Here is a 24,812-nt window from a genome sequence, read left to right as displayed (position 1 = left end):
AGCTCAGCAGGTGCCGTTGTCGGTCCAGACGCCCCACTCGCCCGTGGTTCCCGGCTCCTCGCCCTGCGTCCACCACTTCGCCGTCCACTTGTGGCCGCCGTGGGACACCACGTTGCCGCCCGTGTACACCTGCGTCGCGCTCCATGCCGGGTCTGTGCACGTGCCCGGGTTCGTCGTGCCGCCCGTGTCCCAGGTGATCTGCGAAGACCGGTAGAAGGCGATCCCCTGCGCCACCCAGCGCGGTGCCTGCGCTCCCAGCCGGGTCCGGAAGGCCGTCCAGTCGTGCGTGGACCACGGGGACCAGCCCAGCTCCGCGTGCGCCGCCAAGCGGGGGAAGGCCAGGTAGTCGATGTTCGACGGCGTCGCCACCGTTTCCGTCCACAGTGGAGACTCCACGCCGCGGACCGCCGGCTCGCCCACGCCCGACAGGTACGCTCCCGGGTTCCAGCCGTACGCGTCCTGGACCTCGATGTAGCCCGCCCACGACAGGCCGATGGGCGACGAGCTGTTGTACTTCATGTCCAGGTACGCCTTGTTCGCCGGCGACAGGATCACCTTGCTGCCGCGGGAAACCGCCGCCGAGACGCCCGAGTCGGACGTCGTCGTGCCCCAGAACTGCGGTGTCGCCGAAGCGGGCAGCGTGGCCTTCGCGATGTCGTGCCAGCCGACCACCGACTTGCCCGTCGCCGCCACCAGGGGGAGGACCTTGTTCATGAACGTCAGGTAGTCCGCCTGCGAGGTCGCCGAGGCTTCGTCGCCGCCGATGTGGAGGTACGGTCCCGGGGTCAGGGCCGCCAGCTCGCGCAGCACGTCCGCGACGAACGTGTACGTGACGTCCTTGGAGATGCACAACGAGCTGTAGCCGACCGCCGTGTCCGTGCGCAGGGCCGGGGCCACGCCGTTGCAGTTCAGCTCCGCGTACGACGCCAGGGCCGCGTTCACGTGTCCCGGCATGTCGATCTCCGGGATGATCGTGATGTGGCGTGCGGCCGCGTAGTTCACGATGTCCGTGTACTGCGCCTTCGTGTAGTAGCCGCCCGCGCCGCCGCCGACCTGGGTGCTGCCGCCGTAGGTCGTCAGGCGGGGCCAGCTGTCGATCTGGATGCGCCAGCCCTGGTCGTCGGCCAGGTGCAGGTGGAGGTGGTTGATCTTGTACTGGGCCAGCTGGTCGAGGTACCGCTTGACCGTCGGAACCGGGTGGAAGTGGCGGGCGACGTCGAGCATCGCGCCGCGGTAGCCGAACCTCGGGTAGTCGAGGATCGTCGCGCCCGGGACGCTCCACGGCCCGGGCTGCGCGGAGGCGCTTTCGACCCGGCCCGGCAACAGCTGCCGCAAGGTCTGGACGCCGGCGAAGAGCCCGTCGGCGGTGGTGGCCCGCACGGTGACCGAAGACGCCGTCGACACGAGCTGGTAGCCCTGCGCGCCGACGGATGCGGGCGCGCCACCGAGCAGGAGCGCGATGCTGTCGGCCGGCACGGACGCCGGTGCGTCGGACACCGGCAGCGCGAAGCCGGTCGAGGGCCGCAGCACCCCGGCGAGGTAGTCGCCGACCTGCCTGGCCGGGGCCGAACCGGCCTCGGTGACGATCTTGGTGGTCGAGACCAGCGGGAACGTGACGCCGGCCGCCGGGGTCACCGAGACCGGCACCGGCACGATCGACTGCAGCGCCGGCGTCGCCGCCGCGGCCGGTGTGAGGTGTGCGGCTGTCGTACCGGCGCCGACCAGGGCCAGGACGGCGAGTGCGCGGCCGAGCCGCCGCGCCAACGGATGCTTCACCGGGGGACCTCCAGGCAGAAGGGGCGCGACCTCGCCGTCGCACCTGTCCGGATCGTCGCACTTCCCACGCTGATGGTCTAGACCAGTTTGGGTGGTTAAGCTCGCCGCATGGCAGCGGACTTCGTGCCGGGGTCGCCGTTCGCGCTGCTTTCGAGCGCCGAGACGGCCGCCTGGTACGCCTACATGAAGGTGCACCTCCGGCTGGAGTACGAGCTGAACCGGCAGCTGCGCGCCGACAGCGGGATCTCGCTCGCCGACTACCACGTGCTGGTCGCCCTGACGAGCGAGCCCGGCGGTCGGATGCGGGTCACCGACCTCGCCATCCGCATCGGCTGGGAGCGCAGCAGGCTGTCGCACCACCTGAAGCGGATGCGGGGGCGCGAGCTGGTCGAAACGGGAACCGCGGCCGGCGACCGCCGCGTGACCGAGGTCGTGCTGTCGGAAACGGGCTGGGAGACGCTGCGGCAGGCGGCGCCGGACCACGTGGGCTTCGTGCGGGAAGCGTTCCTGGACGCCCTCGGCCCGGAAGAGAAGGCGCAGCTGACGACACTGCTGGACCACGTCTACGACTCGCTCGTCGAGCGCGGCAGCCTGCCCCGGCCGAACGACCATCCCTGACAGTTACGTGACATGTCACGTAATATGGGCGCGGACCCGAGGAGGACGCGAATGGTGACGGTGGCCGAGCTGATGGAAGCCAACCTGCTCAAGGTGTTCAACGAGCGCGACGACGAACGGCGGGCGAAGGCGATCGCCGAGACCTACGCGGCCGACGTCGAGTTCGCCGACCCGGACGGGGTCACGACCGGCCACGAGCAGCTGAACGCCAAGGCGAAGGGCCTGCTGGAGCAGTCCCCAGGCTTCGTGTTCGCGGCCGACGGCCCGGTGCTGGTCAACCACGACCTCGGCCACCTCGCGTGGCGGCTCGGCCCGGCGGGCGAGCCGCCGGTCGTGCGGGGGATCGACGTCGCGCTCGTCGAGAACGGGCTGATCAGGAAGCTCTACACGATGCTGCTGCCCGCCTGAGTACTACGCTCGGTGGCATGTTCGACGAGCTGACGTTCCCGGTCGTCGCCGCGCCGATGGCGGGCGGTCCCACCACCCCGGAGCTGGTCGCCGCGGTGTCCGAGGCCGGCGGGTTCGGCTTCCTCTCCGCCGGGATGCTCACGCCCGCGGCGCTGGCCGCGCAGATCGACCGGACCGCCGAGCTCACCGGGCATCCGTTCGGCGTCAACCTCTTCGTCCCGCAACCCGACACCGGCGCCGACATCGGCGCGCACCGCGAGCGGCTCGAAGAGTTCGCCCGCGAGTACGACGTCGAGCTCGGCGAACCGAAGTGGGACGACGACGCCTACCCCGCGAAGCTCGACGTCGTGCTCGAGAAGCGCGTCCCCGTCGTGTCGTTCACCTTCGGCCCGCCCTCGCCGTCGGAGGTCGTGCGCCTGAAGGAGGCCGGGAGCAAGGTCGTCGTCACCGTGACCACGCCCGAGTCCGCCGACCGGGCCGCCGCCCTCGGCGCCGACGCGCTCGTCCTGCAGGGCTTCGAAGCCGGCGGGCACCGCGGCCTGTTCACCGACGACCCGCGCCGGCCCGGCGGCGGCGCCGAATACGGCGTCCTCGCGCTGCTGAGGCTCGTCGCCGCCCGGGTCGACCTGCCGCTGATCGCCGCGGGCGGGCTCGTGCACGGTGCCGACGTCGCGGCCGTGCTCGCCGCCGGGGCCGCGGCCGCTCAGCTGGGCACCGTTTTCCTGCGCGCGGACGAGGCCGGCACGTCCGAGGCGCACCGTAAAGCCCTCGCCCTCGCCGAACGCGAGACAGCCTTCACCCGCGCCTTCAGCGGCCGCCCGGCACGCGGCCTGGTCAACAAGTTCATGGACGCGCTGTCCGAGGGGGCACCGGCCGCGTATCCGCAGCTCAACCACCTGGCGGGCCCGGTCCGCAAGGCCTCGGCGAAGGCCGGCGACCCGGAAGCGATTTCGCTGTGGGCGGGCCAGACCTACCCGCTGGCCTACGACGCCTCGGCCGCCGTGATCATCGAGCGGCTGAAGGTCGAGGCGCGCGAAGCCGCCGCGCGCCTCGACCGGATCCGCTGACCGCTGCCGGATTTGGGCCGTTTGGAAGGTGCGCCGGAGGTGGTGTGCCGAGAGGATTTCGGCGTTCATCCACTACATCCGACTGAGGGGTGAGGGACGTGGCCGTCCTGACAGGGTTAGCGAAGTTTTCCGCGGTCGTGGCGTCGGCAGTGCTGGTCAGCGGGCTGGCCGCGGCGCCGGCCGAGGCGGCGCCGGTGCGGGTGGCGTGCGGCGGCGCCGTCCGCGTCGACTTCACGCCGGGCTTGACGAACGCCGACCAGACGGTCGACGTGGACGGCGTCGAACGCGCCGAGCGCTGCGTGAGCAAGACGAACCCCGGCCTGCGCTCGTTCGTCACGGAGTACAGCGGCACCGTGCAGACGTCCTGCACGGCCATGCTCCAGGAGGGCGCGGGCGTCCAGACGTTCTTCTGGAACGGCTCGGCCACGCGCTCGAGCACCTGGGAGTGGACCAGCAAGCCGGTCCGCCACGGCGACGTGTTCGCCCTCGTCACCACCGGCACCGTCACCGCGGGCGAGCTGACCGGGGCCCACGTCACGCAGACGTCGGTCTTCACCCCCGGTGTCCTGGACGCCTGCACCCAGCCGGGCGGTCTCGGCCGGCTGGCGGGCGGCTCGACCTGGACGTTCTCGGAGTAGCCGCGCCGGTGCGGCGTGGGGCGGTGACGGCCGCCCCACGCCCGCCGCTCAGTCGGACCGGCCGCGGTTCAGCACCGAGTGCCGTCGGCTGTAGGTGAAGTAGACGACCAGGCCGAGGACGAACCAGACGGCGAACCGCAGCCAGGTCGCCGGCTGCAGGAACGTGATCAGCCAGATCGAGAACACGACGCCGATCGCGGGCACCACCGGCATGCCCGGCGTCTTGAACGTCCGCGGCAGGTCCGGCTGCTTGTAGCGCAGCACGATCACCGCGACGCAGACGACGACGAACGCGAGCAGGATGCCGATGTTCGTCAGCTCGGCCGCCTCGCCGATGGGCAGCACCCCGGCGATGACCGCGGACGCGCCGCCGAGGATCCACGTCATCCGGCTCGGCACCTGCCGCGTCGGGTGGGTCTTGCCCAGCCACGGCGGCAGCAGGCCGTCGCGGCTCATCGAGTAGCCGACGCGGGTCGCGCCCATCAGGAACGTGAACAGCACGGTGAGGATGCCGACGATCGCGCCGATCGCGATCACCGTGGCCAGCCCGTCGAGGCCGACCGACTTGAACGCCGTCGAGAACCCGCTCTTCGGGTCGATCTCGGTGTACTTCTGCATGCCGGTGAGCACCAGGCAGGCCAGTACGTACAGCACCATCGAGATGGCCAGCGAGTACAGGATCGCCTTCGGCATGTGCCGCTGCGCGTCCTTCGATTCTTCGGCGGCCGTCGACATCGCGTCGTAGCCGAAGACGGCGAAGAACACCGTCGCGGCGCCGGTCACCGCGCCGCCGAAGCCCGCGGGCGCGAACGGCGTGTAGTTGCCGGTCTTGACGTAGAAGAAGCCGACCAGGATGACCACCAGCACGATCAGGACCTTGATCCCGACCATCGCGGTCTCGAACCGGGCGGCGCTGCGGATGCCGCGGTTGAGCAGGTACGCGATCAGCAGGCACAGCAGCGCGGCGAACAGGTCGACCTTGTGGCCGGGCCCGGTGCCGGGCGCGCCGAGCATCCACGCGGGCAGGTCCAGGCCGAGCTGGCCGAGCAGGAAGTTGAAGTAGCCGGAGATGCCGATCGCCACCACCGACACGATCGCGGTGTACTCCAGCAGCAGGTCCCAGCCGATGAACCAGCCGACGACCTCGCCGAGCACCGCGTAGCCGTAGGTGTAGGCCGAACCGGCCTTCGGGATCAGGCCGGCGAACTCGGCGTAGGAGAACGCCGCCGCCGCGCTGGCGACCCCGGCGATGAGGAAGGAGATCAGCACGGCCGGGCCGACGCCGGGGATGCCCGCCGCGTCGTCGCCGTGCGCGACACTGCCGGCGAGGGCGAAGATCCCGGCACCGATGATGCCGCCGACGCCGATGGCGGTCAGCTGCCACAGCCCCAGGGTGCGTTGCAGGCCGCCGCTTTCGGCCGTGTCCTGGATCTGGTCGATCGGCTTGCGCCGGAAGATGCCGGAGCTCGAGCCCAGGCCTTCTGGAGCGGACATCGTCGTCTCCCGAACGGTCGGTGGAGGGCCCGGATCACGGACCCTCGCCGGAACCTACCGCCATCCGCGCGTGAAGACAGCGTGAGCCGCTCAGCCCGCCGCGGTGTCCTCGCTCACGGCCTTCGGCGCCGTCGCCGCGGCCCGCTTGGCCTGGGTGGTCCGGACCGCGCTCGCCGCGAAGTAGGTGAGCAGCTCCGCGACCTCCACCGGGTCGTCGAGCTGCGGGCAGTGCCCCCAGTCCTCGCGGACCAGCAGCCTGCTGTGCGGCACCAGCGTGTGCAGCTGCCGCCCGGACGCCGCGGTGACCAGCTTGTCCTTGCCGCAGGCCACGACCAGCAGCGGGACCTGGACCGAGTCGAGGCGGTAAGCGTCGGCGAGCTCCGCGACGAGCTGGCGGGCCTGCTCGAGGCGGCTCTTCGTCGCGCGGTAGTCCGGGAAGAGCGCGGTGAAGCGCTGTACGTGGGTCGCGTCGGCCGCGCCCGCGTCGGCGTACAGCAGCCGCGGGACGAGCTGCTCGGCGACCGTGCGCACGAGGAACCCCGGCACCGGGAGGGGCAGGGACGAGTACAGCCGCAGCGGCAACGGGTAGCGCGCCACGGTGCGGATCAGCCACGAATCCACGAAGCCCGGCGCGGCGATCGAGACGACGCCCGAGATCGGCAGGCGGCTGTTTTGCGCCGCGCGCAGGCTCATGGTGCCGCCGAGGGAGTTCCCGGCCAGCACGACCGAGCCGAGCACGGCCTGCTCGCGGACGACGGCGGTGGTGAACGCGTCGAGCTGCGGCAGCATCGGGCCGGGCCGCAACGGCTGGGCGTCACCGAACCCGGGCAGATCGACCGCAACCGCCGGGATCCCGGCGGCCGCGAGCTGCTCCAGGGCGGGGCGCCAGGTGTCGGCGCTGTCGCAGTAGCCGTGCAGGAGCACCAGGCGCGGGGCGCTGGGCCGGGTGTGCGGTGCGGCGGCCCGGCGACGCAGGGAACGACGGGGAGCCTCCGGCTCGGGGGCGAGGTCGCCGACCTCGAGCACGCGGGTGCGGACGCCGGCGTAGCGCCGGAAGGAGACCCGGATCGGGTCCTCGTCACTGGGCCGGGCGCCCGGGGTCGCCGGCGCGGGCCGCTTCGTCGCGGTCATGACCACAGATTACCTGGCCGGGCTTGGGTTTTGGTGGAATTTCGGTGCTAACGACCAGGTCTCGAACTGAATACGTCGAAAAATCACCAGATGTCGGAATGGTTCACCCGCTGGGCGGATCCGGGGATCCGCCCAGCTCAACGACGGTCTACCGGGTGAAGACGATCTTGCCGGCGGTGTCCCCGTCGAGCATCGCCCGGAACCCCTTGGGTGCCTCGGAAAATGAAAGTTCCGCGCCGATCTGCGGCCGGACGCCGGTCAGGTCGAGGTAGGCGAGCAGGTCCGCGAGCTCGTCGCGGGTCCCCATGGTCGAGCCGGCGACGCGCAGCTGGAGGAAGAAGACGCGCTGCAGCTCCGCGTGCGCGTCCGGGCCGCTGGTCGAGCCCGAGACCACGATGATCCCGCCCGGCTTGAGGGATTTGACCGAGTGTGACCAGGTCGCCTTGCCGACGGTCTCGAACACGGCGTCGACCCGCTCGGGCAGCCGCGCGCCCGGTTCGAACGCCTGGTGTGCGCCGAGGCTGGTGGCGAGGGCTCGCTTCTCCTCGGTGCGGCCGGTGACCCAGACCCGGAACCCGGCCGCGCGGCCGAGCTGGACCAGCGCCGTCGAGACGCCGCCGGAGGCGCCCTGCACGAGCATGGTCTGCCCCGGCCGCAGCCCGGACTTCACGAAGAGCATGCGGTAGGCGGTCAGCCAGGCCGTGCCCATGGTGGCGGCTTCGGCGAAGCTGAGTGCCGCGGGCTTCGGGACGACGTTGCGGGCCGGCACGACGACCTGGTCGGCGAAGCTGCCCTGGTGCTTTTCGGTGAGCAGCGTGCGCTTCGGGTCGAGGGTGTCGTCGCCCTGCCAGCCGGGCGCGTTGATCACCGAGTGGATGACGACCTCGGAGCCGTCGTCGAGGGTGCCGGCGCCGTCGCAGCCGAGGATCATCGGGAACTGCTCGGGCTTGATCCCGACCCCGCGCAGCGTCCAGAGGTCGTGCATGTTCAGGCTGGCCGCCTTGACGTGCACGCGGACCCAGCCGTCGGGCACTTCGGGTTCGGGGCGCTCGCCCACGACGAGCGAGTCCAGCGGGCTGTCGGCGTTGGGTTCCTGCGCGTACACGGCGAACATGTCCTGCAACGTACCGCCCCTGGCACGCGGTGGCAGCAGGGCGCGCGTAGGCTCACACCGTGTTCAACGGGCTTGCCGACTGGTGGGACGGGGTCGAGCTGTGGCTCGCCCAGGCCTGGTTCCCGGTGCAGTTCGTGCTGGTCATGGTGGTCGTCGTGCCGCTGTGCCTGGCCGCCGCGTGGGTGCTCGACAAGGTGGTCGGTCTCTTCGCCCGCCGGCTGGCTCCGGGGCGTGACGAAGACCCCTCCGACACCTCGGCATAGGCTCGCGCACCATGTTCAACCGAAGGCGGATCACCGCCGCGCTGATCGGGCTCCTCGTGCTGGTGCTGGGGGGCTGGCTGGTCAAGGACAACCTCGGCGGCTCGTCGTCGCCGGCCACCCCGTCGAGCTCGAGCAGCAGCACACCGGCCAAGGGCGGCGCCGCCGTGCCGGGCGCGGACTCCGGCCTGCCGGTGAAGGCGCTTTCCGCGCTACCCCCGCAGGCCGCCGACACGTGGAAGCTGATCGAGGCCGGCGGCCCGTACCCCTACCCGCGCAACGACGACGTCGTCTTCGAGAACCGCGAGAAGAGATTGCCCGGCAAGAAATCCGGCTACTACCACGAGTACACCGTGAAGACCCCGGGCAGCCCGGACCGCGGCGCCCGGCGGCTGATCACCGGGCAGGCGCACGAGCTGTACTACACCGGCGACCACTACGCGTCGTTCGTCGTCGTGGACCCGGCCCGATGAGCGCCGACGAGCCGGCGAAGGCCGCCGCGGAACAGGCGTTCGCCCGGGGCGCGTACCCGCACCTGGTGAACTCGCGGCCGACCGTCGACAAGGCCAGCACGCTCGAGGCCTTCGCCGAAGCACTGTCCTTTCCGGACTACTTCGGGCACAACCTCGACGCGCTCTACGACTGCCTGACCGACCTGTCGTGGCTGCCGCCGGGGGAGCACGTGCTGATCTGGCCGGGCTCGGACGCGTTGCGCAAGGCCGAACCGAAGACGTACCTGGCCATCCGCAGCGTGCTCTCCGACGCGCAGCGAGCGCTCGGCCCGAGCGGCCGCAGCGCCGGCTCGTGGCGGCTCACGGTCGTGCTGCCGGACGCCTGACCGTCAGTCCTGCGGCACCCAGTTCGGCTTGCGCTTCTGGGCGAAGGCCAGGATGCCCTCCTGGCCTTCCTCGCTCGCGAAGAACTTCGCCGACAGGCCGAGCATCTCCTCGAAGCCGTCCGACGGCGTGGCCGGGCGGGGACGGCTCAGCAGCGCCTTGGTCTCGGCCAGCGCCTTCGGGCCGCCCGCCGCCAGCGACTTCACGAACCGGGCCACTTCGGCGTCGAGGTCGCCGGTCGCCGAGTTCAGCAGGCCGATTTCGACCGCGCGGCGGGCGTCGAACGTGTCGCCGGTCAGGAACAGCTCGTGAGCGGCGCGCGGGTTCAGGCGCGGGAGGACGGTCAGGGAGATGATCGCCGGCACCACGCCGATGCGGACTTCGGAGAAGGCGAACGTCGCTTCCGGCACCGCCACGGCGATGTCGCACGCCGCCACCATGCCGATCCCGCCGGCGCGGGCGGGGCCGGCCAGGCGGGCGACCACCGGCTTCGGGCTGGTCCACAGCTGCTCGAGGATGCGGGGGAACTCGTTCACGCCCTGGTCGCCCGCGCCGGCGCCGCGGGCCTCCTTGAGGTCCATCCCCGCGCAGAACACCGGCCCGGTGTGGGTCAGCACGATCACGCGCACGGCGTCGTCGGCGGCCGCCTTCGTCAGCGATTCCGAGAGTTCGCGGCGCAGCTGCGCCGAGAGCGCGTTGCGGTTGTGCGGGGAGTCCAGGGTGATCGTGGCGGTGCCGCCCACCACGTCGTAGTGCACCAGTTCGTCAGCCATGCCGACACCCTTGCACACTCCCCGCCGGTGGCCGGTGTTACGCGGGGCACAGCCAGCCGGGCTCACCCGCACGGGCTTCCCTGGCGGCCGGCGCGAAGTGCTGCTTGAGCGTGAACGCCTCGGGAGTCGGGCCGTGCACCCGCAGGTGCTTGATCTTCGCTTCGGCGTCGGCGGTGGTCGGCCGGTACCCGGCGGGCACCCACCACAGCGCGGTCATCACGTCCTGGACGCGGTGGAACCACTCGCGGCGGCGCTTGAGGATCGCCAGGTGCTCGCCGGAGAACACGAAGCCCGCCAGCGCTTCCACCGACGTCCACACGGACATGTTGACCAGGATCCCGGACGTGCCGCGGACGTCCCACTCGAAGGCGCGGATCGACGTCGCGTCGCCGTCTTCGGTCTGCAGGCGCCAGACGAAGCCCGGCGCGCGGTCGGCGATCGCGTTCACCGGCTCCAGCGCGTCGACGAAGCCGCGGAAGGACTCGTCGTCGAGCGGCGCCTTCATCCGGCTGATGTTGACCTGGGCGAGTTCGAAGTTCCCCATGAGGATCACCCTACGGACTCGACGCCCGTAGGGTGATCCGGCGATCAGCCGATGGTCGTCGTGGTGAAGACCGGGCTCGGGTTGGGGAAGCACGCCGTCGGCGCGGTGATGTCGCCGATGATCGTGCTCGCCACGGCCTTGAACGTCAGGCCGGGGTCGCTGTAGCTGGTGCCGGCGAGCTTGGTCTGGATGGTGCCGGATTGGCCCGCCGTCAAGTGGGCGGTGACGGTGGGCAGTTCGAACGTCGCACCGCCGGCGATCGGGCCGGGGAAGCTCAAGGTCGCGACGCGGTTCGCGACGCTGATGACCGGGGGCGTCGAGCCGAGGCCGGAGCCGCCGGCCAGGGTGGCGCCGACGTACGACGAGTTCGCCGGGATCGGGATCTTGAGCGCGAAGGTGTTGATGTTCTTGACTTTGTTGCCGCTCACGGTGCCCGGAACGGTGTTCGGAGCCGGATCGATGACGACGTCGAACGCGGCACCGGGCGCGACGGTGGCGGGCGCGGTGACGGTGGCGTCCTGGTTCAGCGCCACCTTCTGCGGCCCGACGATCGGCGCGTTGGCCTGGCAGTCGAAGGTGACGCTGGTGGCCGCCGACGCCGGGGCGGCGAGGGCGATCGGGAGCACCGCGGCCGCGGTCAGCGCGGCGAGCCGGGAAAAGTGAAGAGCTTTCATCTGTGTCCACCTACCTGCGGTTTCACGAGGGAGGAAGAAAGCTGCGCAGCCATTCAGATTGTTACCGGCAAGTTAAGTAGGCCGTCAAGAATTTACCGTTCCCATGCGCGCTCGGTAACAGAAATGTGAATAAGTCTCACCTTCTGGCGGTGTCGCGGCGGTTCAGGCGTACTGGCGGAGCAGTCCGCTGATCGCGGACGCGTACCGGCTGACCACGACGTCGGCGACGCGCGGATCGTCGGCCAGCGGCTCCGCGATGAACGCCTTCGGGTCCGCCTCGCGGGCCAGCGCGGCGATCCGGTCCGGCAGCAGGCCCGGTGCCAAGAACCACGAAGCCACGACGAGGTGCCGCACCCCGCGAGACCGCAGCGAGGCCGCCGCCGTCGGGATGTCCGGCTGGGTGGCCGAAGCGAACGCCTCGCTCACCGGCACCCCCAGCTTCTTCTCCCAGCGGGACGCCAGCGAAGCGACCACGGTGTTGGCGGAAGCGTTCGACGAGCCGACCGCGCTGACGATCACCCCGGTGCCGCCGCGGTGTGGCGCGGACGCCAGGCGGTCGAGCGCGACCGCCTCCAGCGCCGGGTCGGCGCCCAGCACGTCCGAGACCCCGACCCGGAAGCCCGGGCAGGAGGCCGTCACCGAGCCGATCAGCGCCGGCAGGTCGACCCGGGCGTGGAACGCGCTGCCCAGCAGCAGCGGGACGACCACGGCCGTCCGGTGGCCGTCGGCGTACAAGGCCTGCAGCACGTCGGTGACCAGGGGCGAAGAGAGGTCCAGGAAGGACTCGTACACCGGAACGCCCGGTGCCCGGTCGCGCACGACGTCGACGAGCGCCCGCACGGTCGCCGCCGAGCGGGGGTCGCGGCTGCCGTGCGCGACGGCGACCAGGGGTGGCGTCACGAGAAGCGCTCACCCACCAGACCCGCGGCGAGGGTGTCGCCGTCCTTCGGGTCGATCACCAGGAACGCGCCGGTGCGCGGGCTGACGCCGTAGTCGTCGACGCCCAGCTCCTCGGCCAGCCGCAGCGTGACCCGGCCGATGTCGTTGAGCTCCAGCGACGCCGGTGAGTCCACACTGGACAGCGTCTGCTCGTCGAACCGCGCGTGCAGCTCGTCCACCAGCGCCTGCACCGTGCGGGTGCCGTGTTTGACGAGCACGCGCGCGCCCGGCTTCAGCGGTTTGGACGACAGCCAGCACAGCGTGCCGGTGATCTCGTCGGTGACGCGCGGTGGCGCGTCCGCGGCGGCGATCAGGTCGCCGCGGGAGATGTCGATGTCGTCGGCGAGCAGCAGCGTCACCGACGTCCCGGCGCCGGCTTCGGCGAGCGGGCCGTCCGCGGTGTCGATCCGCTCGACGCGGCTGCGGATGCCCTGCGGCAGCACGACGACCTCGTCACCGGGACGGACCGTGCCCGCCGCGATCTGGCCCGCGTAGCCGCGGTAGTCCAGGTACTCGGGCGTGCGCGGGCGGATCACGTACTGCACGGGGAACCGCAGTGCCGAGTCGTGCGGGTCCGGCGCGACCGGCACGTCCTCCAGGTGCTCCAGCAGGCTCGGCCCGGTGTACCACGGCGTCCGCTCCGAGCGGGTCGCGACGTTGTCGCCCTCCAGCGCCGACACCGGGATCGCGAGCACCGAACCGCGCGCGTAGCCCAGGGAAAGAGCGTGTTCGGCGAACTCCTCGGCGATCACCGTGAAGGTCGCCTCGTCGTAGCCGACCAGGTCGATCTTGTTCACCGCCAGCACCAGCTGCGGCACGCCGAGCAGGGCCAGCACGGCCGCGTGCCGCCGGGTCTGCTCGATCACGCCCTTGCGCGCGTCGACCAGCAGCACCGCCAGCTGCGCGGTGGACGCGCCGGTCACCGTGTTGCGCGTGTACTGCACGTGCCCCGGCGTGTCGGCCAGCACGAACGACCGCTTCGGCGTCGCGAAGTAGCGGTAGGCGACGTCGATGGTGATGCCCTGCTCGCGTTCCGAGCGCAGGCCGTCGACCAGCAGCGACAAGTCCGGAGTGGACAGTCCCTTGTCGACGGACGCGCGGGTGACCGCGTCGAGCTGGTCGGCGAGCACCGACTTCGTGTCGTACAGCAGCCGCCCGACCAGGGTGGACTTGCCGTCGTCGACGCTCCCGGCGGTGGCCAGGCGCAGCAGCGAACTCATCAGAAGTACCCCTCACGCTTGCGGTCTTCCATGGCCGCCTCGGACATCCGGTCGTCGGCCCGGGTCGCGCCGCGCTCGGTGAGCCGCGAGGCCGACACCTCGGCGATGACCTCTTCGACGGTGGCCGCGGTGGATTCGATCGCGCCGGTGCACGAGCCGTCGCCGACGGTCCGGTAGCGGACGGTCAGCTCGCGGACCTCCTCGCCCGGCCGCGGGCCGCCCCACGGGCCTTCGGCCAGCAGCATCCCGTCACGCTGGTACACCTCGCGCTGGTGCGCGTAGTAGATCGAGGGCAGCTCGACCTTCTCGCGGGCGATGTAGTTCCAGACGTCGGCCTCGGTCCAGTTGGACAGCGGGAAGACGCGGACCTGCTCGCCGGGGCGGTGCCGCCCGTTGTAGAGGTTCCACAGCTCGGGCCGCTGCCGGCGCGGCTCCCACTGGCCGAAGGCGTTGCGGAGGCTGAAGATCCGCTCCTTGGCCCGGGCGCGCTCCTCGTCACGGCGGCCGCCGCCGAAGACGGCGTCGAACTTGTTCTCCGCGATCGTGTCGAGCAGCGGCGTGGTCTGCAGCGGGTTGCGCATCCCGTCCGCGCGCTCTTCCAGGCGTCCGTCGTCGATCCAGTCCTGCACCTTCGCGACGACCAGGCGCAGGCCGTGCCGCTCGACGACGCGGTCGCGGAACTCGATCACCTCGTCGAAGTTGTGCCCGGTGTCCACGTGCAGCAGCGGGAACGGCACCGGCGCCGGCCAGAACGCCTTGATCGCCAGGTGCAGCAGCAGCGTGGAGTCCTTGCCGCCGGAGAAGAGGATCACCGGCCGGTCGAACTCGCCCGCCACCTCCCGGAAGATGTGGATGGCCTCGGACTCCAGTGCCGCGAGGTTGTCCTGTGCCGCATCGGTTGCGGGCTCCAAGGTCGTCATGCGTCCCTTCCTCAGTCAGCCGTGCAGTCCGCACTCGGTCTTCGACTGACCCGCCCACCGGCCGCTGCGCGGGTCCTGTCCCGGTTCCACGCGAGCCGTGCAGGGCGCGCAGCCGATCGACAGGAACCCGATCGAGACCAGCGGGTTCTCGAGAATCCCGTGCTCGCGGATGTAGCCGTTGAACTCCTCGTCGGTCCACGCCGCGATCGGGTTGATCTTGACCAGCCCGTTGCGGTCGTCCCAGGTGACGATCGGGGTGTTCGCGCGGGTCGGCGCGTCGACGCGGCGGACGCCGGTCACCCACGCCGAGTAGTTCGCCAGCGTCTTGCGCAGCGGCACGACCTTGCGCAGGTTGCAGCACAGCGTGGCGTCGCGGTCGTGCAGCTTGGGGCCGTGTTCGGCGTCCTGCTCGGCGACGCTCTGCTCGGCCTGGGCGTTCACGATCTTCACGTCCGGGTACACCGTCTGGACGGCGTCCCGCGTGCCGATCGTCTCCGGGAAGTGGTATCCGGTCTCCAGGAACAGAACGTCCACATCGGACTTCACCTTGGTGGCGAGGTCGATGAGCACGGCGTCCTGCATGTTGGACGCGACGATGAAGTCGTCGCCGAACGTCTCGACGGTCCAGCGCAGCGCTTCTTCCGCGGTGGCGTCGGCGAGCTCCTTCGAAGCGCGCTCGGCGAGGGTCCGGTAATCGGCAGTGGCGGTCATCGGGAAACCTCCGGAAGGGAAAGTCCGAGGAACTTGACCGAGAAAACCCGGCGACAGGCAGAACATAGCCAGCCGCCGTTCTCTTCCGGCCGCAGGTCCTCGTCACCGCAGTACGGGCAGTAGTACGGCGCCGCTCGTTCGGTCACTGGAGGGCACTTTCGTCGGCGCGGGCGGCCCATTGCGCGAACCGTTCACCGTCTTCGCGCCCGGCGACGTAGTTGCGCACGACCCGCTCGACGTACCCGGTCAGCTCGCCCGAAGTCACCTTGTGCCCGCGCAGCTTCCGGCCGAACCCGGCGTCGAGGCCGAGCCCGCCGCCGAGGTGCACCTGGAAGCCCTCGACCTGGTTGCCGTCGGCGTCGGTGACGATCTGGCCCTTGAGGCCGATGTCGGCGGTCTGGATCCGCGCGCAGGAGTTGGGGCAGCCGTTGAGGTGCACGGTGACCGGCGTGTCGAGGCCGTCCTGGATGTCGGCGAGGGACTTCTCGAGGTCCGCGACGAGCTGCTGCGCGCGGGCCTTCGTCTCGACGATGGCGAGCTTGCAGAACTCCAGCCCGGTGCAGGCCATCACCCCGCGCCGCCACGGCGACGGCTTCGTCTCCAGGCCCAGCTCGGCCAGCTCGGCCGACAGGGTGGCGACCTGGGCCTCGGGGACGTCGAGCACGACGAGCTTCTGCTGCGGGGTGAGCCGCACCCGACCCGAGCCTGCCCGTTCGGCGGCCTTGGCGACGGCGACGAGCGTGCCGCCGCTCGACCGGCCGGCGATCGGCGCCGCGCCGACGTAGAACTTGCCGTCGACCTGCGGGTGCACGCCGACGTGGTCGATCGGGACGGCCGGCTCGGCCGGCGGCGGGCCGTCGATCAGCTCGCGCTTGAGGTACTCGTCCTGCAGCACCTGCCGGAACTTCTCCGCGCCCCAGTCCTTGACCAGGAACTTGATCCGGGCCCGCGAACGCAGCCTGCGGTAGCCGTAGTCGCGGAAGATCGAGATGACGCCTTCCCAGACGTCCGGGACCTCCTCCCGGGGGATCCAGGCGCCGAGGCGCTGCCCGAGCATGGGGTTGGTCGACAGGCCGCCGCCGACCCAGATGTCGAAGCCGGGCCCGTGCTCGGGGTGGTCGACGCCGACGAAGGCGACGTCGTGGATCTCGTGGGCGACGTCCGGCTGGCCGGAGATCGCGGTCTTGAACTTGCGCGGCAGGTTGGCGAACTCCGGCTTGCCGATGTAGCGGCGCTTGATCTCCTCGATCGCCGGGGTGCCGTCGATCACCTCGTCGGCGGCGATGCCCGCGACGGGCGAGCCGAGGATGACGCGCGGGCTGTCGCCGCAGGCCTCCATCGTGGTCATGCCGGCGTTCTCGAGCTTGGCCCAGATCGTCGGCACGTCCTCGATCCGGATCCAGTGGTACTGGATGTTCTGCCGGTCGGTGATGTCGGCGGTGTCGCGCGCGTACGCCTGCGAAATCTCGCCGAGCACGGTGAGCTGGGCGGTGGTCAGCGCGCCGCCGTCGATCCGGACCCGCAGCATGAAGTAGCGGTCGTCGAGCTCTTCGGGCTCCAGCGTCGCCGTGCGGCCGCCGTCGATCCCCGGCTTGCGCTGGGTGTAGAGGCCGAACCAGCGGAACCGGCCGCGCAGGTCGCCCGGGTCGATCGCGTCGAACCCGCGATGGGCGTAGATGTTCTCGATGCGCGCCCGCACGTTGAGCGGGTGGTCGTCCTTCTTGGACCGCTCGTTCGGGTTCAGCGGCTCCCGGTAACCGAGCGCCCACTGCCCTTCGCCGCGCTTCTGCTTGGCCCGCGCGGGGCGGGCTGGGGTTTGGGGCGTGGCCATAGCGGCGTCCTCCGAGAGGCTTTCGTGGCGGCGGAGGCCCACCGGCTCGCGGTGTGCTCCGGCGCCTGCTGTCCAGAATTCGTGGCAGGTGGTGGCGATCGGGAGTCAGCGAACGGGTGCGCAGAGGGCGCTGGCGACCCGCAGGAGGTCGACGTGGCGGCGGGCCACGAGGAGAACACCGGCATGAGTCACGACGTCAGCGTGCCACGCGTCCACAATGTGGTCCAGGCCTGCCCGAATGGTGGGAGCAGGGTCACTCACCTGCGAAAACCGTGTCAACCGCCTTGTGGTGGCGCCTCTTGCGACCTCAAACCACTACATGTAAAGTACTTCAAAGACAGTGGTTTGGAGAGAGGAACCGGGGATGCAGGTCAAGGGTTTCGGGGCGGGTTACCTGGTCGACGACGTCGCCGCGACCACCCGCTTCTACGCGGACGTCGTCGGCCTGCCGGTCACCGTCGAGCTCGACTGGTTCGCCAGCGTCAACGCCGGCGCGCCGGGCTACGAGATCAGCTTCGTGCAGCGCGGGCACGAGTCGGTGCCGCCGGCCCACCGGGCGCGGGAGACGGCCGGGCTGATGTTCGGGCTCGTCGTCGAAGACGCCCGTGCCGAGGCGAAGCGGCTGGAGGAGGCGGGCGTCGAGCTGGTCGCCCCGGTCGTCGACGAGGTCTACGGGCAGCGGCACTTCTACGTCGCCGACCCGAACGGCGTGCTGCTCGACGTCATCGAGATGATCCCGGTCGACCCGGACTGGGCGGCGGCCAACCTTCCCGTGTCGTGACAGGCGTTGACCCGATCGGCCCCTTGAGGCGACCGGGCGTGACCGGGTGGACAATTCGACCGTGTCCAAGCTGCGTCCCGACCCCGCCACACCGATCGATCCGGCGTTGCCGGAAAGCGCGCTGAAGGGGCTGGGCAGCAGAGCGTTCGGGGTGTACGTGCACGTCCCGTTCTGCGCCACCCGCTGCGGGTACTGCGACTTCAACACCTACACCGCGGGTGAGCTCGACACCGGTTCGTCGCCGCAGTCCTGGCTCGAAGGGCTGCGCCGCGAACTGGAGCTCGCCGCGCGCGTGCTCGTCGTGCCGCCGGCCGCCGACACCGTGTTCGTCGGCGGCGGCACGCCGTCGCTGCTGGGCGCGGACGGGCTGCGTTCGGTGCTGGACGCCGTCCGGGACGTCTTCGGGCTGGCGCCCGGGGCCGAGGTGACGACGGAGTCGAACCCGGAGTCGACGTCGCCGGAGTTCTTCGCCGGAATCCGCGAAGCCGGCTACACCCGGGTCTCGCTGGGCATGCAGTCGGCCGCGCCGCACGTGCTGAAGATCCTCGACCGCGTGCACACCCCGGGGCGTCCGGGGCAGGCCGCCGCCGAAGCGCGGGCGGCCGGGTTCGAGCACGTGAACCTCGACGTGATCTACGGCACGCCGGGGGAGCGCGCCGAAGACCTGCGCGCGACGCTCGAGGCCGTGCTCGCCGCCGGAGTCGACCACGTTTCGGCGTACGCGCTGATCGTCGAGGAGGGCACCGCGCTGGCCCGCCGCGTCCGCCGCGGCGAGCTGCCCGCGCCGGACGACGACGTGCTCGCGGCGGACTACGAGATGATCGACGCGATGCTGTCCTCGGCCGGTCTGCGCTGGTACGAGGTGTCGAACTGGGCGGCTTCGGACGCGGCCCGCTGCCGGCACAACCTCGGCTACTGGCGGGGTGACGACTGGTGGGGCGCCGGTCCGGGAGCGCACAGCCACGTCGGCGGCGTGCGCTGGTGGAACGTCAAGCACCCGGCCCGCTACGCGTCGCTGCTCGCCGCGGGCGACTCGCCCGCGGGCGGGCGCGAGGTGCTCACCGACGACGACCAGCACCTCGAGCGGATCATGCTGGAGCTGCGCGTCGCCGAGGGGTTGCCGCTGGACGTGCTCGACGAGCCGGGACTGGCCGAGGCGCGCGCGGCCGCGGCCGAGGGCCTGCTCGATCCGTCCGCTTTGGACTCCCGGGGCCGTGCGGTGCTCACCGACCGCGGCCGGCTGCTGGCCGACGGGGTGGTCCGGCGCCTCGCCGGGTAGGGATTAAAACCGGGGACCCGGTCGTTGCTTGTATTCAGCAACGACTTTCGAGGAGGCCCCATGGCGCGCGCGATCAGGTTCGACGAGTACGGCGACGTGGAGGTCCTGCGGGTCGAGGACGTCCCGCGTCCGGTGCCGGGGCCGGGCCAGGTGCTCGTCGAGGTGCGGGCCGCCGGGATCAACCCGGGCGAGGCCGCCATCCGGCAGGGCTTCCTGCACTCGCGGTTCCCGGCGACCTTTCCGTCGGGCCAGGGCAGCGACTTCGCGGGAGTGGTCGCTTCGCTCGGCGAAGGCGTCTCGGACATCGCCGTCGGCGACGAGGTGATGGGGTTCGCCGACACGCGGTCGAGCCACGCCGAGTTCGTCGTCGCGGAGGCCGCGAACCTCACCCCGCGCCCGGATGGCGTGCCGTGGGAGGTCGCCGGTTCGCTGTTCGTCGCCGGCACGACCGCGTACGCCGCGGTCGGCGCGGTGTGCCCGCGTGAAGGGGAGACCGTCGTCGTCTCCGGGGCGGCGGGCGGAGTGGGCTCGCTCGTCGTGCAGCTGGCGCGTCTCGCCGGCGCCACCGTGCTCGGGCTGGCGAGCGAGGCGAACCACGAGTGGCTGCGCGAGCTGGGCGTCATCCCGGTCGCCTACGGCGAGGGCGTGCTGTCGCGGATTCGCGACGCCGCGCCTTCCGGTGTGCACGCGTTCGTCGACACCTTCGGCTCCGGGTACGTCGAACTGGCTCTCCACCTGGGCATCCACCCCGGGCGGATCAACACGATCATCGACTTCGCGGCGGCGGAGAAGTACAACGTGAAGACCGACGGCAACGCGGCCGCGGCCTCGGCCGACGTCCTGCGCGAGCTGGGCTTGCTGCTGGACAAGGGGTTGCTGACCCTGCCGATTGCCGGCGTCTACCCACTGGAGGAGGTCCGGGAAGCCTACCGCGAGCTGGAGCGGCGGCACACGCGCGGCAAGATCGTGCTGCGGCCCTAGTTCTTCTTCGCCAGCGCCTTCAGCCCGGCGAGGAACGCTTCGAGCGCGAACTCGAGGCGTTCCTTCGCCGTTTCCGCGGAAAAGAACTCGCCGACCTGAAGCAGGTTGGGGAACGCCTCGGCGGGCAGTGACCGCATGTACGCCACCATCTGCGCGCCGCGTTCGCTTGCCTGGTTCTGGTCGATCTCGCCCCAGGTCCAGCCGCTCGCTTCGTAGGCGTACGCCTTCGCGTACAGGGAGAGGGCGTCGCCCGCGAAGGTCGCCTGCTTGAGGGTCAACCCGCCCGCGCGGAGCAGGGCGAGCATCCCTTCGCCCTGCTTCAGCGAGTTGGGCGTGACCGGCACGGCGATGTCCCACGCGATCCGGGCGATGCCGCGGTGCGCGGCCATCGCCCGGATCTGGTCGCGGACGAGGTCCTTGACCTGCTCGTCCCAGCGCGCCGGGTCCGGCTCGGGGACCAGCACGTCCCTGAGCACGGCGTCGAGCATCAGCTCCGCCAGCTCTTCCTTGTTCGAGACGTGCGCGTAGAGCGACGCCGGCCCGGTCTCCAGTTCCTGGGCGATCCGCCGCATGGTGACCGCTTCGATCCCCTCGTCGTCCAGGACGATCAAGGCCGCTCGCACGATCGAGGCCTGGGAGAGAACGGGTTTGGCGGCGCGGCGGCGCGGCGCGCTGCGCCACGGCGGCGGGGGAACTGTCACCCGAACACTGTACTTGACGCGAACATCGTTCGAGAGTAGAACGGTGTTTGTAAGACGAACGGCGTTCGAGGGGGTAGCGATGACTGCGGTTGCGGAAGTGCGGGACGTGCTCGGCCGGCTCGCCGACGCGTGGAACTCCGGTGATGCCGCCGCGTACGGGCGGCTCTTCACCGAAGACGCGGATTACGTGACGTTCTTCGGGATGAACTTCCCGGGACGGGAGGCGATCGAGAGCTCGCACCGGGCCTTGTTCGAGGGGCCCTTGCGGGGATCGAAGCTCACCGGGTCGCTGGGCGGGGCGGCGAAGGTGCGGTTCGTCCGGCCGGATGTCGCCGTGGCCGTCGTCGGCGGCGGGTCGTCGCTGACCGGGGCGGAGGTCGCCGACGAAGGGCGCGAGTCGACCGTTTCCTTCGTCCTCGTCCAGGAGGGAGGCGAATGGCTGATCACGGCGTTCCAGAACACGCGAGTTTCGGATCCGCGCGGGTGAAAACGCTTGCGGAGGCGTCGGGCGTGGTGGCGCGGCCACCGGCGGAGGTGTTCGAACGGCTGCGGCGGAAGCTGGGTGGCGGTCACCCGATGCGGATGGAGGTCAACGGCGAGCGCGGGTTCGTCGCGGTGCAGGGCGGCTGGTGGTACCGCGGCGAGTATCGCGTCACGGCGGATCCGGTGGGGGCGCGCGTCGAGCACCGGGTGGTCAACGCGGCGGTGCGTGGGCGGTGGGGTGTGCCGTTGGCGAACCGGTTCTTCGTCGGATTCCGGAAGGAGGTGGCCGCCGGGTTCGGGAGGTTGCTCGCGGAACTGGGCACACCTGAGTAGCCGCGCGTCGTTTTCGGCGCGTAGGCTGACTTAGGTAAGCCTTAGCGATGGTTGGAGTGGCCGATGGCTGAAGCACCCCAGCGGTCCGGGCGTCCCGCGACGCGGTTGCGGGTGCTGCGGACCGAGCGGCTGACCCCGCACATGATCCGGATCGTCGCGGGCGGTGAGGGAATCGCGCAGTTCACCCCGAACGAGTTCACCGACGCCTACGTGAAGGTGCTGTTCAAGGTGCCCGGCGTCGAGTACCCGGAGCCGTTCGACGTCCACGAGTGCCGGGCGACCATGCCGCGGGAACACTGGCCGCGGCAGCGTTCCTACACCGTCCGCGCGTTCGACCCGCAGGCGGGCGAGCTGGTCCTCGACTTCGTCCACCACGGCGACGAGGGCATCGCCGGCCCGTGGGCGGCCTCGGCCCAGCCGGGCGACGAGCTGCTGCTCCTGGGTCCGGGCGGAGCGTACGCGCCCGACACCGAGGCGGACTGGCACCTGCTGGCCGGGGACGAAAGCGCGTTGCCCGCCATCGCGGCGTCGCTCGAAGCGCTGCCCGCCGGTGTCCCGGCGCACGCGGTGATCCTGGTCGAGAACGCCGACGAGGAACAGCCGCTGGCCACGAAGGCGGACGTGCAGATCAAGTGGCTGCACCGGTCCGCGGGCGGCGACGTGGCGGCCGCGGTGCGCGAGCTGCCGTGGCGCGAGGGCGTCGTCCAGGCATTCGTCCACGGCGAGGCGGGCTTCGTGCGCGAGCTGCGGCGCCACCTGCTCGACGAGCGCGGCGTGCGGCGCGAGCTGCTGTCGATTTCGGGCTACTGGCGCCTCGGGAAGAACGACGAAGCGTGGCGCGAGGAGAAGGCGGCCGAGCGGGCGCGGGAGAAGTAGCAAGCCGGCCGCCCTCGCGGCAACTTACCGTTGCCGCGAAGCCATGCGGCCGTGACTGTGGTCGGCTTGGTGCTCATCGGCGCAGTAGCCTCGCCGCATGGCGGATTTCGAAGTGGACGTCGACCCGGCCGAAGCCGGCTTCGACGCGGTGCGGCTTTCCCGGATCGACGGGCATTTCAACCGGTATGTCGAGGACGGGCGGTTGCCGGGCTGGCTCGCGGTGGTGAGCAGGCACGGCCGGATCGTCCACATCGGCCGTGGCGGGGCGCGTGACGTCGAAGCCGGGTTGCCGGTCGAGACGGACACGCTGTGGCGGATCTTCTCGATGACCAAGCCGATCACGTCCGTCGCGGCGATGATGCTCGCCGAAGAGGGCCTGCTGGAGCTGGACGACCCGATCTCGCGCTGGCTGCCGGAGTTCGCTTCGCCGCGCGTGTACGTCAAGGGGTCGGCGTTGGCGCCGTCGACCGAACCCGCCACCTCGCCGATCCGGGTGTGGCACCTGCTGACGCACACCGCGGGCCTGACGTACGGCTTCCACCACGGCCACCCGGTCGACGCGATCTACCGCGCCGCCGGTTTCGAGTGGGGCAGCCCGCCGGGGCTCGACCTCGCCGCGTGCACGGAGCAGTGGGCGTCGCTGCCGCTGCTGTTCCAGCCGGGCACGGAGTGGAACTACTCGGTGGCCACCGACGTGCTCGGCCGGCTCGTCGAGGTGGTGTCCGGCCTGCCGCTGGACGAGTTCTTCGAGACCCGGATCTTCGCGCCGCTGGGCATGACGGACACGGGTTTCGTGGCCTCGTCGCCGGAGCGCCTGGCGGCGATGTACGTCCGCAACCCGGCAACGGGCCGCGCAGTCCGCAACGAGGCTTTCGGCCGTCTCGGAACGAGCCGCCCGGACTGCCTTTCGGGCGGCGGCGGCCTGGTCTCCTCGGCGGCGGACTACTGGCGGTTCACGGAGATGCTCCTGCGCGGCGGCGCCCTGGACGACGTGCGGCTGCTGGCCCCGCGGACGGTGGCGTTGATGGCGAGCAACCACCTCCCGGGCCGGGTGGACCTGGAGGCGTTCGGCCGTCCGCTGTTCGCCGAGATGCCGTTCGACGGCCACGGCTTCGGCCTCGGGTTCTCGGTGCTGGAGGACCCGGTGAAGGCCCGGACGTTGTCCTCGGCGGGGGAGTTCGCCTGGGGCGGAGCGGCTTCGACGGCGTTCTGGGTGGATCCGGACGAGGACCTGACGGTGGGCTTCTACACGCAGTTGCTGCCGTCGAGCACCTATCGGCTGCGTCCTCAGCTGCGGCAGCTGGTCTACCAGGCGCTGGTGGACTGACCGGTGGGCCGGCGGTAGGCCTTGCGCAGCACCACTTCGGCCTCCGCCAGCCCTTCCGCGATCACCTGCCGCCCGCCGGCGTCGTCGAGGAGTTCCGCCACCGGCTTGTTGTCGGCGAAGTACACGGCCGTGAAGCGGTCGAAGCCGCGGGACAAGGCCGCCTCGCCCAGGAGCCGGACAAGCGCCGACGCGAGTCCGGCCCGGCGCCAGGCCGGCATGACGGCCACGGCGATCTCCGCGACCCCGGCCGTCTTCGTGGCTTCGTAACGACCGATCGCCACCCCACACCCCGAGGGATCCCGCGCGACCAAGGCGAAGCGACGCTGGTAGTCCAGCGAAGTCAGCCGCTCCAGCAACCCCGGCGTCACCCGGGGCGGCGTGCCACAGAACCGCCGGCGCAAGGTCACCGGGTCGGCCGTGCGGATCGCGTGGCCCAGTTCCGGGGCGTCGCGGCGGGTCAGCGGGTGAACGCTCACCCACCGGCCATCACGGAGGCGGACGGTGCGGTCGAATCCCTGCGGGGGTTTCGTCACCCTGGTCACCTTAGAGCAGGTTCGAGGACGACGTCACGGTGTTCGCCGAGCGGGCCCCGCCTCCCGAGCACGTTCTGGCCACTTTGGACAGTGCGTGGCACGCGCCCGAGGTGGCGCATCGGTTCGCCCCCATTCCGCGAATCCCGCCGACCACGAAGGCCGGCTCGGTGATCCAGAAGCGGCGATGGCGTACCTTCACGACGTACAGGTCGAACGAGAGTAAGCCGCTGGAGGGACGAACATGACGGCCGAGGATCCGGAGACGAAGAAGACCGAGAAGCTGCGCAGCCAGGAGCTGGTCGCGCGGGTCAAGGAGCTCATCCGCCAGGGCAACGTGCGCCGCATCCGGATCAAGAACGACAAGGGGCACACCGTGCTGGAGATTCCGGTGACGGCGGGTGTGGTGGCTGTCGTCGCCGCGCCGGTCGTTGCCGCGATCGGGGCCATCGCCGCGCTGGCCAAGGAGTGGACCATCGAGGTCGACCGCTCGGATGCGCCGGCGGAGAAGAAACTCGAGGAGTGACCCCCGGCCGCCGTGGGGCAGTCGCCTGCCCCACGGCGGCC

General features: G+C 71.1%; 31 protein-coding genes. 15 read left to right on the top strand and 16 right to left on the bottom strand.

Annotation, left to right across the window (positions count from 1 at the left end; translation table 11 throughout):
- Window positions 1–3: 3 nt before the first annotated feature.
- Window positions 4–1,776, bottom strand: coding sequence for a family 20 glycosylhydrolase (locus ACWEGE_RS14995; RefSeq protein WP_449661011.1), 1,773 nt, complete (start codon window positions 1,774–1,776; stop codon window positions 4–6).
- Window positions 1,777–1,884: 108 nt separating this feature from the next.
- Between ACWEGE_RS14995 and ACWEGE_RS14990 the strand changes: the two genes are divergently transcribed.
- From ACWEGE_RS14990 to ACWEGE_RS14975, 4 genes are all read left to right on the top strand, one after another.
- Window positions 1,885–2,394, top strand: a complete 510-nt coding sequence (locus ACWEGE_RS14990; RefSeq protein WP_449661010.1) for a MarR family winged helix-turn-helix transcriptional regulator — start codon at window positions 1,885–1,887, stop codon at window positions 2,392–2,394.
- Window positions 2,395–2,445: 51 nt separating this feature from the next.
- Window positions 2,446–2,802, top strand: coding sequence for a nuclear transport factor 2 family protein (locus ACWEGE_RS14985; protein ID WP_449661009.1), 357 nt, complete (start codon window positions 2,446–2,448; stop codon window positions 2,800–2,802).
- 17 nt (window positions 2,803–2,819) lie between these two features.
- Window positions 2,820–3,869 (top strand): NAD(P)H-dependent flavin oxidoreductase, encoded by a 1,050-nt coding sequence (locus ACWEGE_RS14980; protein ID WP_449661008.1) that lies wholly within the window; start codon window positions 2,820–2,822, stop codon window positions 3,867–3,869.
- A 98-nt stretch (window positions 3,870–3,967) separates the two neighbouring features.
- Window positions 3,968–4,507: a hypothetical protein gene (locus ACWEGE_RS14975; protein ID WP_449661007.1), complete on the top strand. Its 540-nt coding sequence runs from the start codon at window positions 3,968–3,970 to the stop codon at window positions 4,505–4,507.
- Window positions 4,508–4,555: 48 nt separating this feature from the next.
- On the opposite strand, the gene ACWEGE_RS14970 is transcribed toward ACWEGE_RS14975, so the two are convergent.
- From ACWEGE_RS14970 to ACWEGE_RS14960, 3 genes are all read right to left on the bottom strand, one after another.
- Window positions 4,556–6,001 carry an amino acid permease gene (locus ACWEGE_RS14970; protein ID WP_449661006.1) on the bottom strand — a complete coding sequence of 482 codons (1,446 nt, stop codon included), beginning with the start codon at window positions 5,999–6,001 and terminating at the stop codon, window positions 4,556–4,558.
- 90 nt (window positions 6,002–6,091) lie between these two features.
- Window positions 6,092–7,132, bottom strand: coding sequence for an alpha/beta fold hydrolase (locus tag ACWEGE_RS14965; RefSeq protein WP_449661005.1), 1,041 nt, complete (start codon window positions 7,130–7,132; stop codon window positions 6,092–6,094).
- 148 nt (window positions 7,133–7,280) lie between these two features.
- Window positions 7,281–8,246 (bottom strand): quinone oxidoreductase family protein, encoded by a 966-nt coding sequence (locus ACWEGE_RS14960; RefSeq protein WP_449661004.1) that lies wholly within the window; start codon window positions 8,244–8,246, stop codon window positions 7,281–7,283.
- Window positions 8,247–8,305: 59 nt separating this feature from the next.
- Here ACWEGE_RS14960 and ACWEGE_RS14955 point away from each other — a divergent pair, with 59 nt between their 5' ends.
- Genes ACWEGE_RS14955 through ACWEGE_RS14945 form a run of 3 tightly spaced genes read left to right on the top strand, consistent with a single transcriptional unit; the run spans window position 8,306 to window position 9,344 of the window.
- Window positions 8,306–8,509: a hypothetical protein gene (locus tag ACWEGE_RS14955; protein WP_449661003.1), complete on the top strand. Its 204-nt coding sequence runs from the start codon at window positions 8,306–8,308 to the stop codon at window positions 8,507–8,509.
- A gap of 11 nt (window positions 8,510–8,520) precedes the next feature.
- A complete protein-coding gene (locus ACWEGE_RS14950) occupies window positions 8,521–8,979 on the top strand; it encodes a ribonuclease domain-containing protein (protein ID WP_449661002.1) in 459 nt (152 codons plus the stop codon).
- Window positions 8,976–9,344: a barstar family protein gene (locus tag ACWEGE_RS14945; protein WP_449661001.1), complete on the top strand. Its 369-nt coding sequence runs from the start codon at window positions 8,976–8,978 to the stop codon at window positions 9,342–9,344. The genes ACWEGE_RS14950 and ACWEGE_RS14945 overlap by 4 nt, the downstream gene beginning before the upstream one ends.
- 3 nt (window positions 9,345–9,347) lie before the next feature.
- Here ACWEGE_RS14945 and ACWEGE_RS14940 read toward each other — a convergent pair whose 3' ends face one another.
- The 10 genes from ACWEGE_RS14940 to ACWEGE_RS14895 form a co-directional block, all read right to left on the bottom strand.
- Window positions 9,348–10,115, bottom strand: coding sequence for an enoyl-CoA hydratase family protein (locus ACWEGE_RS14940; RefSeq protein ID WP_449661000.1), 768 nt, complete (start codon window positions 10,113–10,115; stop codon window positions 9,348–9,350).
- Between the two features lie 37 nt (window positions 10,116–10,152).
- On the bottom strand, window positions 10,153–10,659 hold the full coding sequence (locus ACWEGE_RS14935; RefSeq protein ID WP_449660999.1) for a DUF3291 domain-containing protein: 507 nt from the start codon (window positions 10,657–10,659) through the stop codon (window positions 10,153–10,155).
- A 44-nt stretch (window positions 10,660–10,703) separates the two neighbouring features.
- Window positions 10,704–11,333, bottom strand: coding sequence for a cyclase (locus ACWEGE_RS14930; protein ID WP_449660998.1), 630 nt, complete (start codon window positions 11,331–11,333; stop codon window positions 10,704–10,706).
- 162 nt (window positions 11,334–11,495) lie between these two features.
- Window positions 11,496–12,233, bottom strand: coding sequence for a sirohydrochlorin chelatase (locus ACWEGE_RS14925; RefSeq protein ID WP_449660997.1), 738 nt, complete (start codon window positions 12,231–12,233; stop codon window positions 11,496–11,498).
- Window positions 12,230–13,492: a sulfate adenylyltransferase subunit 1 gene (locus ACWEGE_RS14920; protein WP_449660996.1), complete on the bottom strand. Its 1,263-nt coding sequence runs from the start codon at window positions 13,490–13,492 to the stop codon at window positions 12,230–12,232. The genes ACWEGE_RS14925 and ACWEGE_RS14920 overlap by 4 nt, the downstream gene beginning before the upstream one ends.
- Complete coding sequence (cysD, locus tag ACWEGE_RS14915) at window positions 13,492–14,412, bottom strand: sulfate adenylyltransferase subunit CysD (protein ID WP_449660995.1); 921 nt, start codon at window positions 14,410–14,412, stop codon at window positions 13,492–13,494. Before cysD ends, ACWEGE_RS14920 begins: the two co-directional genes overlap by 1 nt.
- Window positions 14,413–14,427: 15 nt before the next feature.
- Window positions 14,428–15,123 carry a phosphoadenylyl-sulfate reductase gene (locus ACWEGE_RS14910; RefSeq protein WP_449660994.1) on the bottom strand — a complete coding sequence of 232 codons (696 nt, stop codon included), beginning with the start codon at window positions 15,121–15,123 and terminating at the stop codon, window positions 14,428–14,430.
- Window positions 15,120–15,302, bottom strand: a complete 183-nt coding sequence (locus ACWEGE_RS14905) for an Insertion element protein (protein WP_449660993.1) — start codon at window positions 15,300–15,302, stop codon at window positions 15,120–15,122. The genes ACWEGE_RS14910 and ACWEGE_RS14905 overlap by 4 nt, the downstream gene beginning before the upstream one ends.
- Window positions 15,266–16,954: a nitrite/sulfite reductase gene (locus ACWEGE_RS14900; RefSeq protein ID WP_449660992.1), complete on the bottom strand. Its 1,689-nt coding sequence runs from the start codon at window positions 16,952–16,954 to the stop codon at window positions 15,266–15,268. The genes ACWEGE_RS14905 and ACWEGE_RS14900 overlap by 37 nt, the downstream gene beginning before the upstream one ends.
- Before the next feature lie 105 nt (window positions 16,955–17,059).
- Complete coding sequence (locus ACWEGE_RS14895) at window positions 17,060–17,146, bottom strand: putative leader peptide (RefSeq protein WP_368660830.1); 87 nt, start codon at window positions 17,144–17,146, stop codon at window positions 17,060–17,062.
- A 172-nt stretch (window positions 17,147–17,318) separates the two neighbouring features.
- Between ACWEGE_RS14895 and ACWEGE_RS14890 the strand changes: the two genes are divergently transcribed.
- Genes ACWEGE_RS14890 through ACWEGE_RS14880 form a run of 3 tightly spaced genes read left to right on the top strand, consistent with a single transcriptional unit; the run spans window position 17,319 to window position 19,995 of the window.
- Entirely contained in the window at window positions 17,319–17,735 is a 417-nt protein-coding gene (locus tag ACWEGE_RS14890; RefSeq protein ID WP_449660991.1) for a VOC family protein, read from the top strand.
- Between the two features lie 46 nt (window positions 17,736–17,781).
- Window positions 17,782–19,014, top strand: coding sequence for a radical SAM family heme chaperone HemW (hemW, locus tag ACWEGE_RS14885; RefSeq protein ID WP_449660990.1), 1,233 nt, complete (start codon window positions 17,782–17,784; stop codon window positions 19,012–19,014).
- A gap of 60 nt (window positions 19,015–19,074) precedes the next feature.
- Window positions 19,075–19,995 (top strand): NADP-dependent oxidoreductase, encoded by a 921-nt coding sequence (locus tag ACWEGE_RS14880; protein WP_449660989.1) that lies wholly within the window; start codon window positions 19,075–19,077, stop codon window positions 19,993–19,995.
- Here the strand turns inward: ACWEGE_RS14880 and ACWEGE_RS14875 are convergent.
- Window positions 19,992–20,696, bottom strand: coding sequence for a TetR/AcrR family transcriptional regulator (locus ACWEGE_RS14875; RefSeq protein WP_449660988.1), 705 nt, complete (start codon window positions 20,694–20,696; stop codon window positions 19,992–19,994). The two genes, ACWEGE_RS14880 and ACWEGE_RS14875, sit on opposite strands and share 4 nt — an antisense overlap.
- A 79-nt stretch (window positions 20,697–20,775) precedes the next feature.
- Between ACWEGE_RS14875 and ACWEGE_RS14870 the strand changes: the two genes are divergently transcribed.
- The 4 genes from ACWEGE_RS14870 (at window position 20,776) to ACWEGE_RS14855 (ending at window position 23,715) form a co-directional block, all read left to right on the top strand.
- Entirely contained in the window at window positions 20,776–21,183 is a 408-nt protein-coding gene (locus ACWEGE_RS14870) for an SgcJ/EcaC family oxidoreductase (RefSeq protein WP_449660987.1), read from the top strand.
- Complete coding sequence (locus ACWEGE_RS14865) at window positions 21,180–21,512, top strand: hypothetical protein (protein WP_449660986.1); 333 nt, start codon at window positions 21,180–21,182, stop codon at window positions 21,510–21,512. Before ACWEGE_RS14870 ends, ACWEGE_RS14865 begins: the two co-directional genes overlap by 4 nt.
- Window positions 21,513–21,575: 63 nt before the next feature.
- Complete coding sequence (locus tag ACWEGE_RS14860; RefSeq protein ID WP_449660985.1) at window positions 21,576–22,388, top strand: siderophore-interacting protein; 813 nt, start codon at window positions 21,576–21,578, stop codon at window positions 22,386–22,388.
- Between the two features lie 97 nt (window positions 22,389–22,485).
- Window positions 22,486–23,715, top strand: coding sequence for a serine hydrolase domain-containing protein (locus tag ACWEGE_RS14855; RefSeq protein WP_449660984.1), 1,230 nt, complete (start codon window positions 22,486–22,488; stop codon window positions 23,713–23,715).
- Here the strand turns inward: ACWEGE_RS14855 and ACWEGE_RS14850 are convergent.
- Window positions 23,694–24,248: an N-acetyltransferase family protein gene (locus ACWEGE_RS14850; RefSeq protein WP_449660983.1), complete on the bottom strand. Its 555-nt coding sequence runs from the start codon at window positions 24,246–24,248 to the stop codon at window positions 23,694–23,696. The two genes, ACWEGE_RS14855 and ACWEGE_RS14850, sit on opposite strands and share 22 nt — an antisense overlap.
- A 241-nt stretch (window positions 24,249–24,489) precedes the next feature.
- Here ACWEGE_RS14850 and ACWEGE_RS14845 point away from each other — a divergent pair, with 241 nt between their 5' ends.
- Window positions 24,490–24,771 (top strand): DUF4342 domain-containing protein, encoded by a 282-nt coding sequence (locus ACWEGE_RS14845; protein ID WP_449660982.1) that lies wholly within the window; start codon window positions 24,490–24,492, stop codon window positions 24,769–24,771.
- The last annotated feature ends 41 nt before the right edge of the window (window positions 24,772–24,812 follow it).

This window comes from Amycolatopsis sp. NPDC004747 (genome assembly GCF_053601335.1).
Note: the sequence above shows the minus strand (reverse complement) of the source record. Positions and strands in the feature narration are given on the sequence as shown.

Excerpts from the sequence above, each read along its gene's own strand:
- ACWEGE_RS14990 (WP_449661010.1), top strand. The coding sequence starts at position 1,885 with ATGGCAGCGGACTTCGTGCCGGGGTCGCCGTTCGCGCTGCTTTCGAGC.
- ACWEGE_RS14985 (WP_449661009.1), top strand. The coding sequence starts at position 2,446 with ATGGTGACGGTGGCCGAGCTGATGGAAGCCAACCTGCTCAAGGTGTTC.
- ACWEGE_RS14980 (WP_449661008.1), top strand. The coding sequence starts at position 2,820 with ATGTTCGACGAGCTGACGTTCCCGGTCGTCGCCGCGCCGATGGCGGGC.
- ACWEGE_RS14970 (WP_449661006.1), bottom strand. The coding sequence starts at position 6,001 with ATGTCCGCTCCAGAAGGCCTGGGCTCGAGCTCCGGCATCTTCCGGCGC.
- ACWEGE_RS14965 (WP_449661005.1), bottom strand. The coding sequence starts at position 7,132 with ATGACCGCGACGAAGCGGCCCGCGCCGGCGACCCCGGGCGCCCGGCCC.
- ACWEGE_RS14960 (WP_449661004.1), bottom strand. The coding sequence starts at position 8,246 with ATGTTCGCCGTGTACGCGCAGGAACCCAACGCCGACAGCCCGCTGGAC.
- ACWEGE_RS14950 (WP_449661002.1), top strand. The coding sequence starts at position 8,521 with ATGTTCAACCGAAGGCGGATCACCGCCGCGCTGATCGGGCTCCTCGTG.
- ACWEGE_RS14945 (WP_449661001.1), top strand. The coding sequence starts at position 8,976 with ATGAGCGCCGACGAGCCGGCGAAGGCCGCCGCGGAACAGGCGTTCGCC.
- ACWEGE_RS14940 (WP_449661000.1), bottom strand. The coding sequence starts at position 10,115 with ATGGCTGACGAACTGGTGCACTACGACGTGGTGGGCGGCACCGCCACG.
- ACWEGE_RS14935 (WP_449660999.1), bottom strand. The coding sequence starts at position 10,659 with ATGGGGAACTTCGAACTCGCCCAGGTCAACATCAGCCGGATGAAGGCG.
- ACWEGE_RS14930 (WP_449660998.1), bottom strand. The coding sequence starts at position 11,333 with ATGAAAGCTCTTCACTTTTCCCGGCTCGCCGCGCTGACCGCGGCCGCG.
- ACWEGE_RS14920 (WP_449660996.1), bottom strand. The coding sequence starts at position 13,492 with ATGAGTTCGCTGCTGCGCCTGGCCACCGCCGGGAGCGTCGACGACGGC.
- cysD (WP_449660995.1), bottom strand. The coding sequence starts at position 14,412 with ATGACGACCTTGGAGCCCGCAACCGATGCGGCACAGGACAACCTCGCG.
- ACWEGE_RS14910 (WP_449660994.1), bottom strand. The coding sequence starts at position 15,123 with ATGACCGCCACTGCCGATTACCGGACCCTCGCCGAGCGCGCTTCGAAG.
- ACWEGE_RS14905 (WP_449660993.1), bottom strand. The coding sequence starts at position 15,302 with ATGGGCCGCCCGCGCCGACGAAAGTGCCCTCCAGTGACCGAACGAGCG.
- ACWEGE_RS14900 (WP_449660992.1), bottom strand. The coding sequence starts at position 16,954 with ATGGCCACGCCCCAAACCCCAGCCCGCCCCGCGCGGGCCAAGCAGAAG.
- ACWEGE_RS14890 (WP_449660991.1), top strand. The coding sequence starts at position 17,319 with ATGCAGGTCAAGGGTTTCGGGGCGGGTTACCTGGTCGACGACGTCGCC.
- ACWEGE_RS14880 (WP_449660989.1), top strand. The coding sequence starts at position 19,075 with ATGGCGCGCGCGATCAGGTTCGACGAGTACGGCGACGTGGAGGTCCTG.
- ACWEGE_RS14870 (WP_449660987.1), top strand. The coding sequence starts at position 20,776 with ATGACTGCGGTTGCGGAAGTGCGGGACGTGCTCGGCCGGCTCGCCGAC.
- ACWEGE_RS14860 (WP_449660985.1), top strand. The coding sequence starts at position 21,576 with ATGGCTGAAGCACCCCAGCGGTCCGGGCGTCCCGCGACGCGGTTGCGG.
- ACWEGE_RS14855 (WP_449660984.1), top strand. The coding sequence starts at position 22,486 with ATGGCGGATTTCGAAGTGGACGTCGACCCGGCCGAAGCCGGCTTCGAC.
- ACWEGE_RS14845 (WP_449660982.1), top strand. The coding sequence starts at position 24,490 with ATGACGGCCGAGGATCCGGAGACGAAGAAGACCGAGAAGCTGCGCAGC.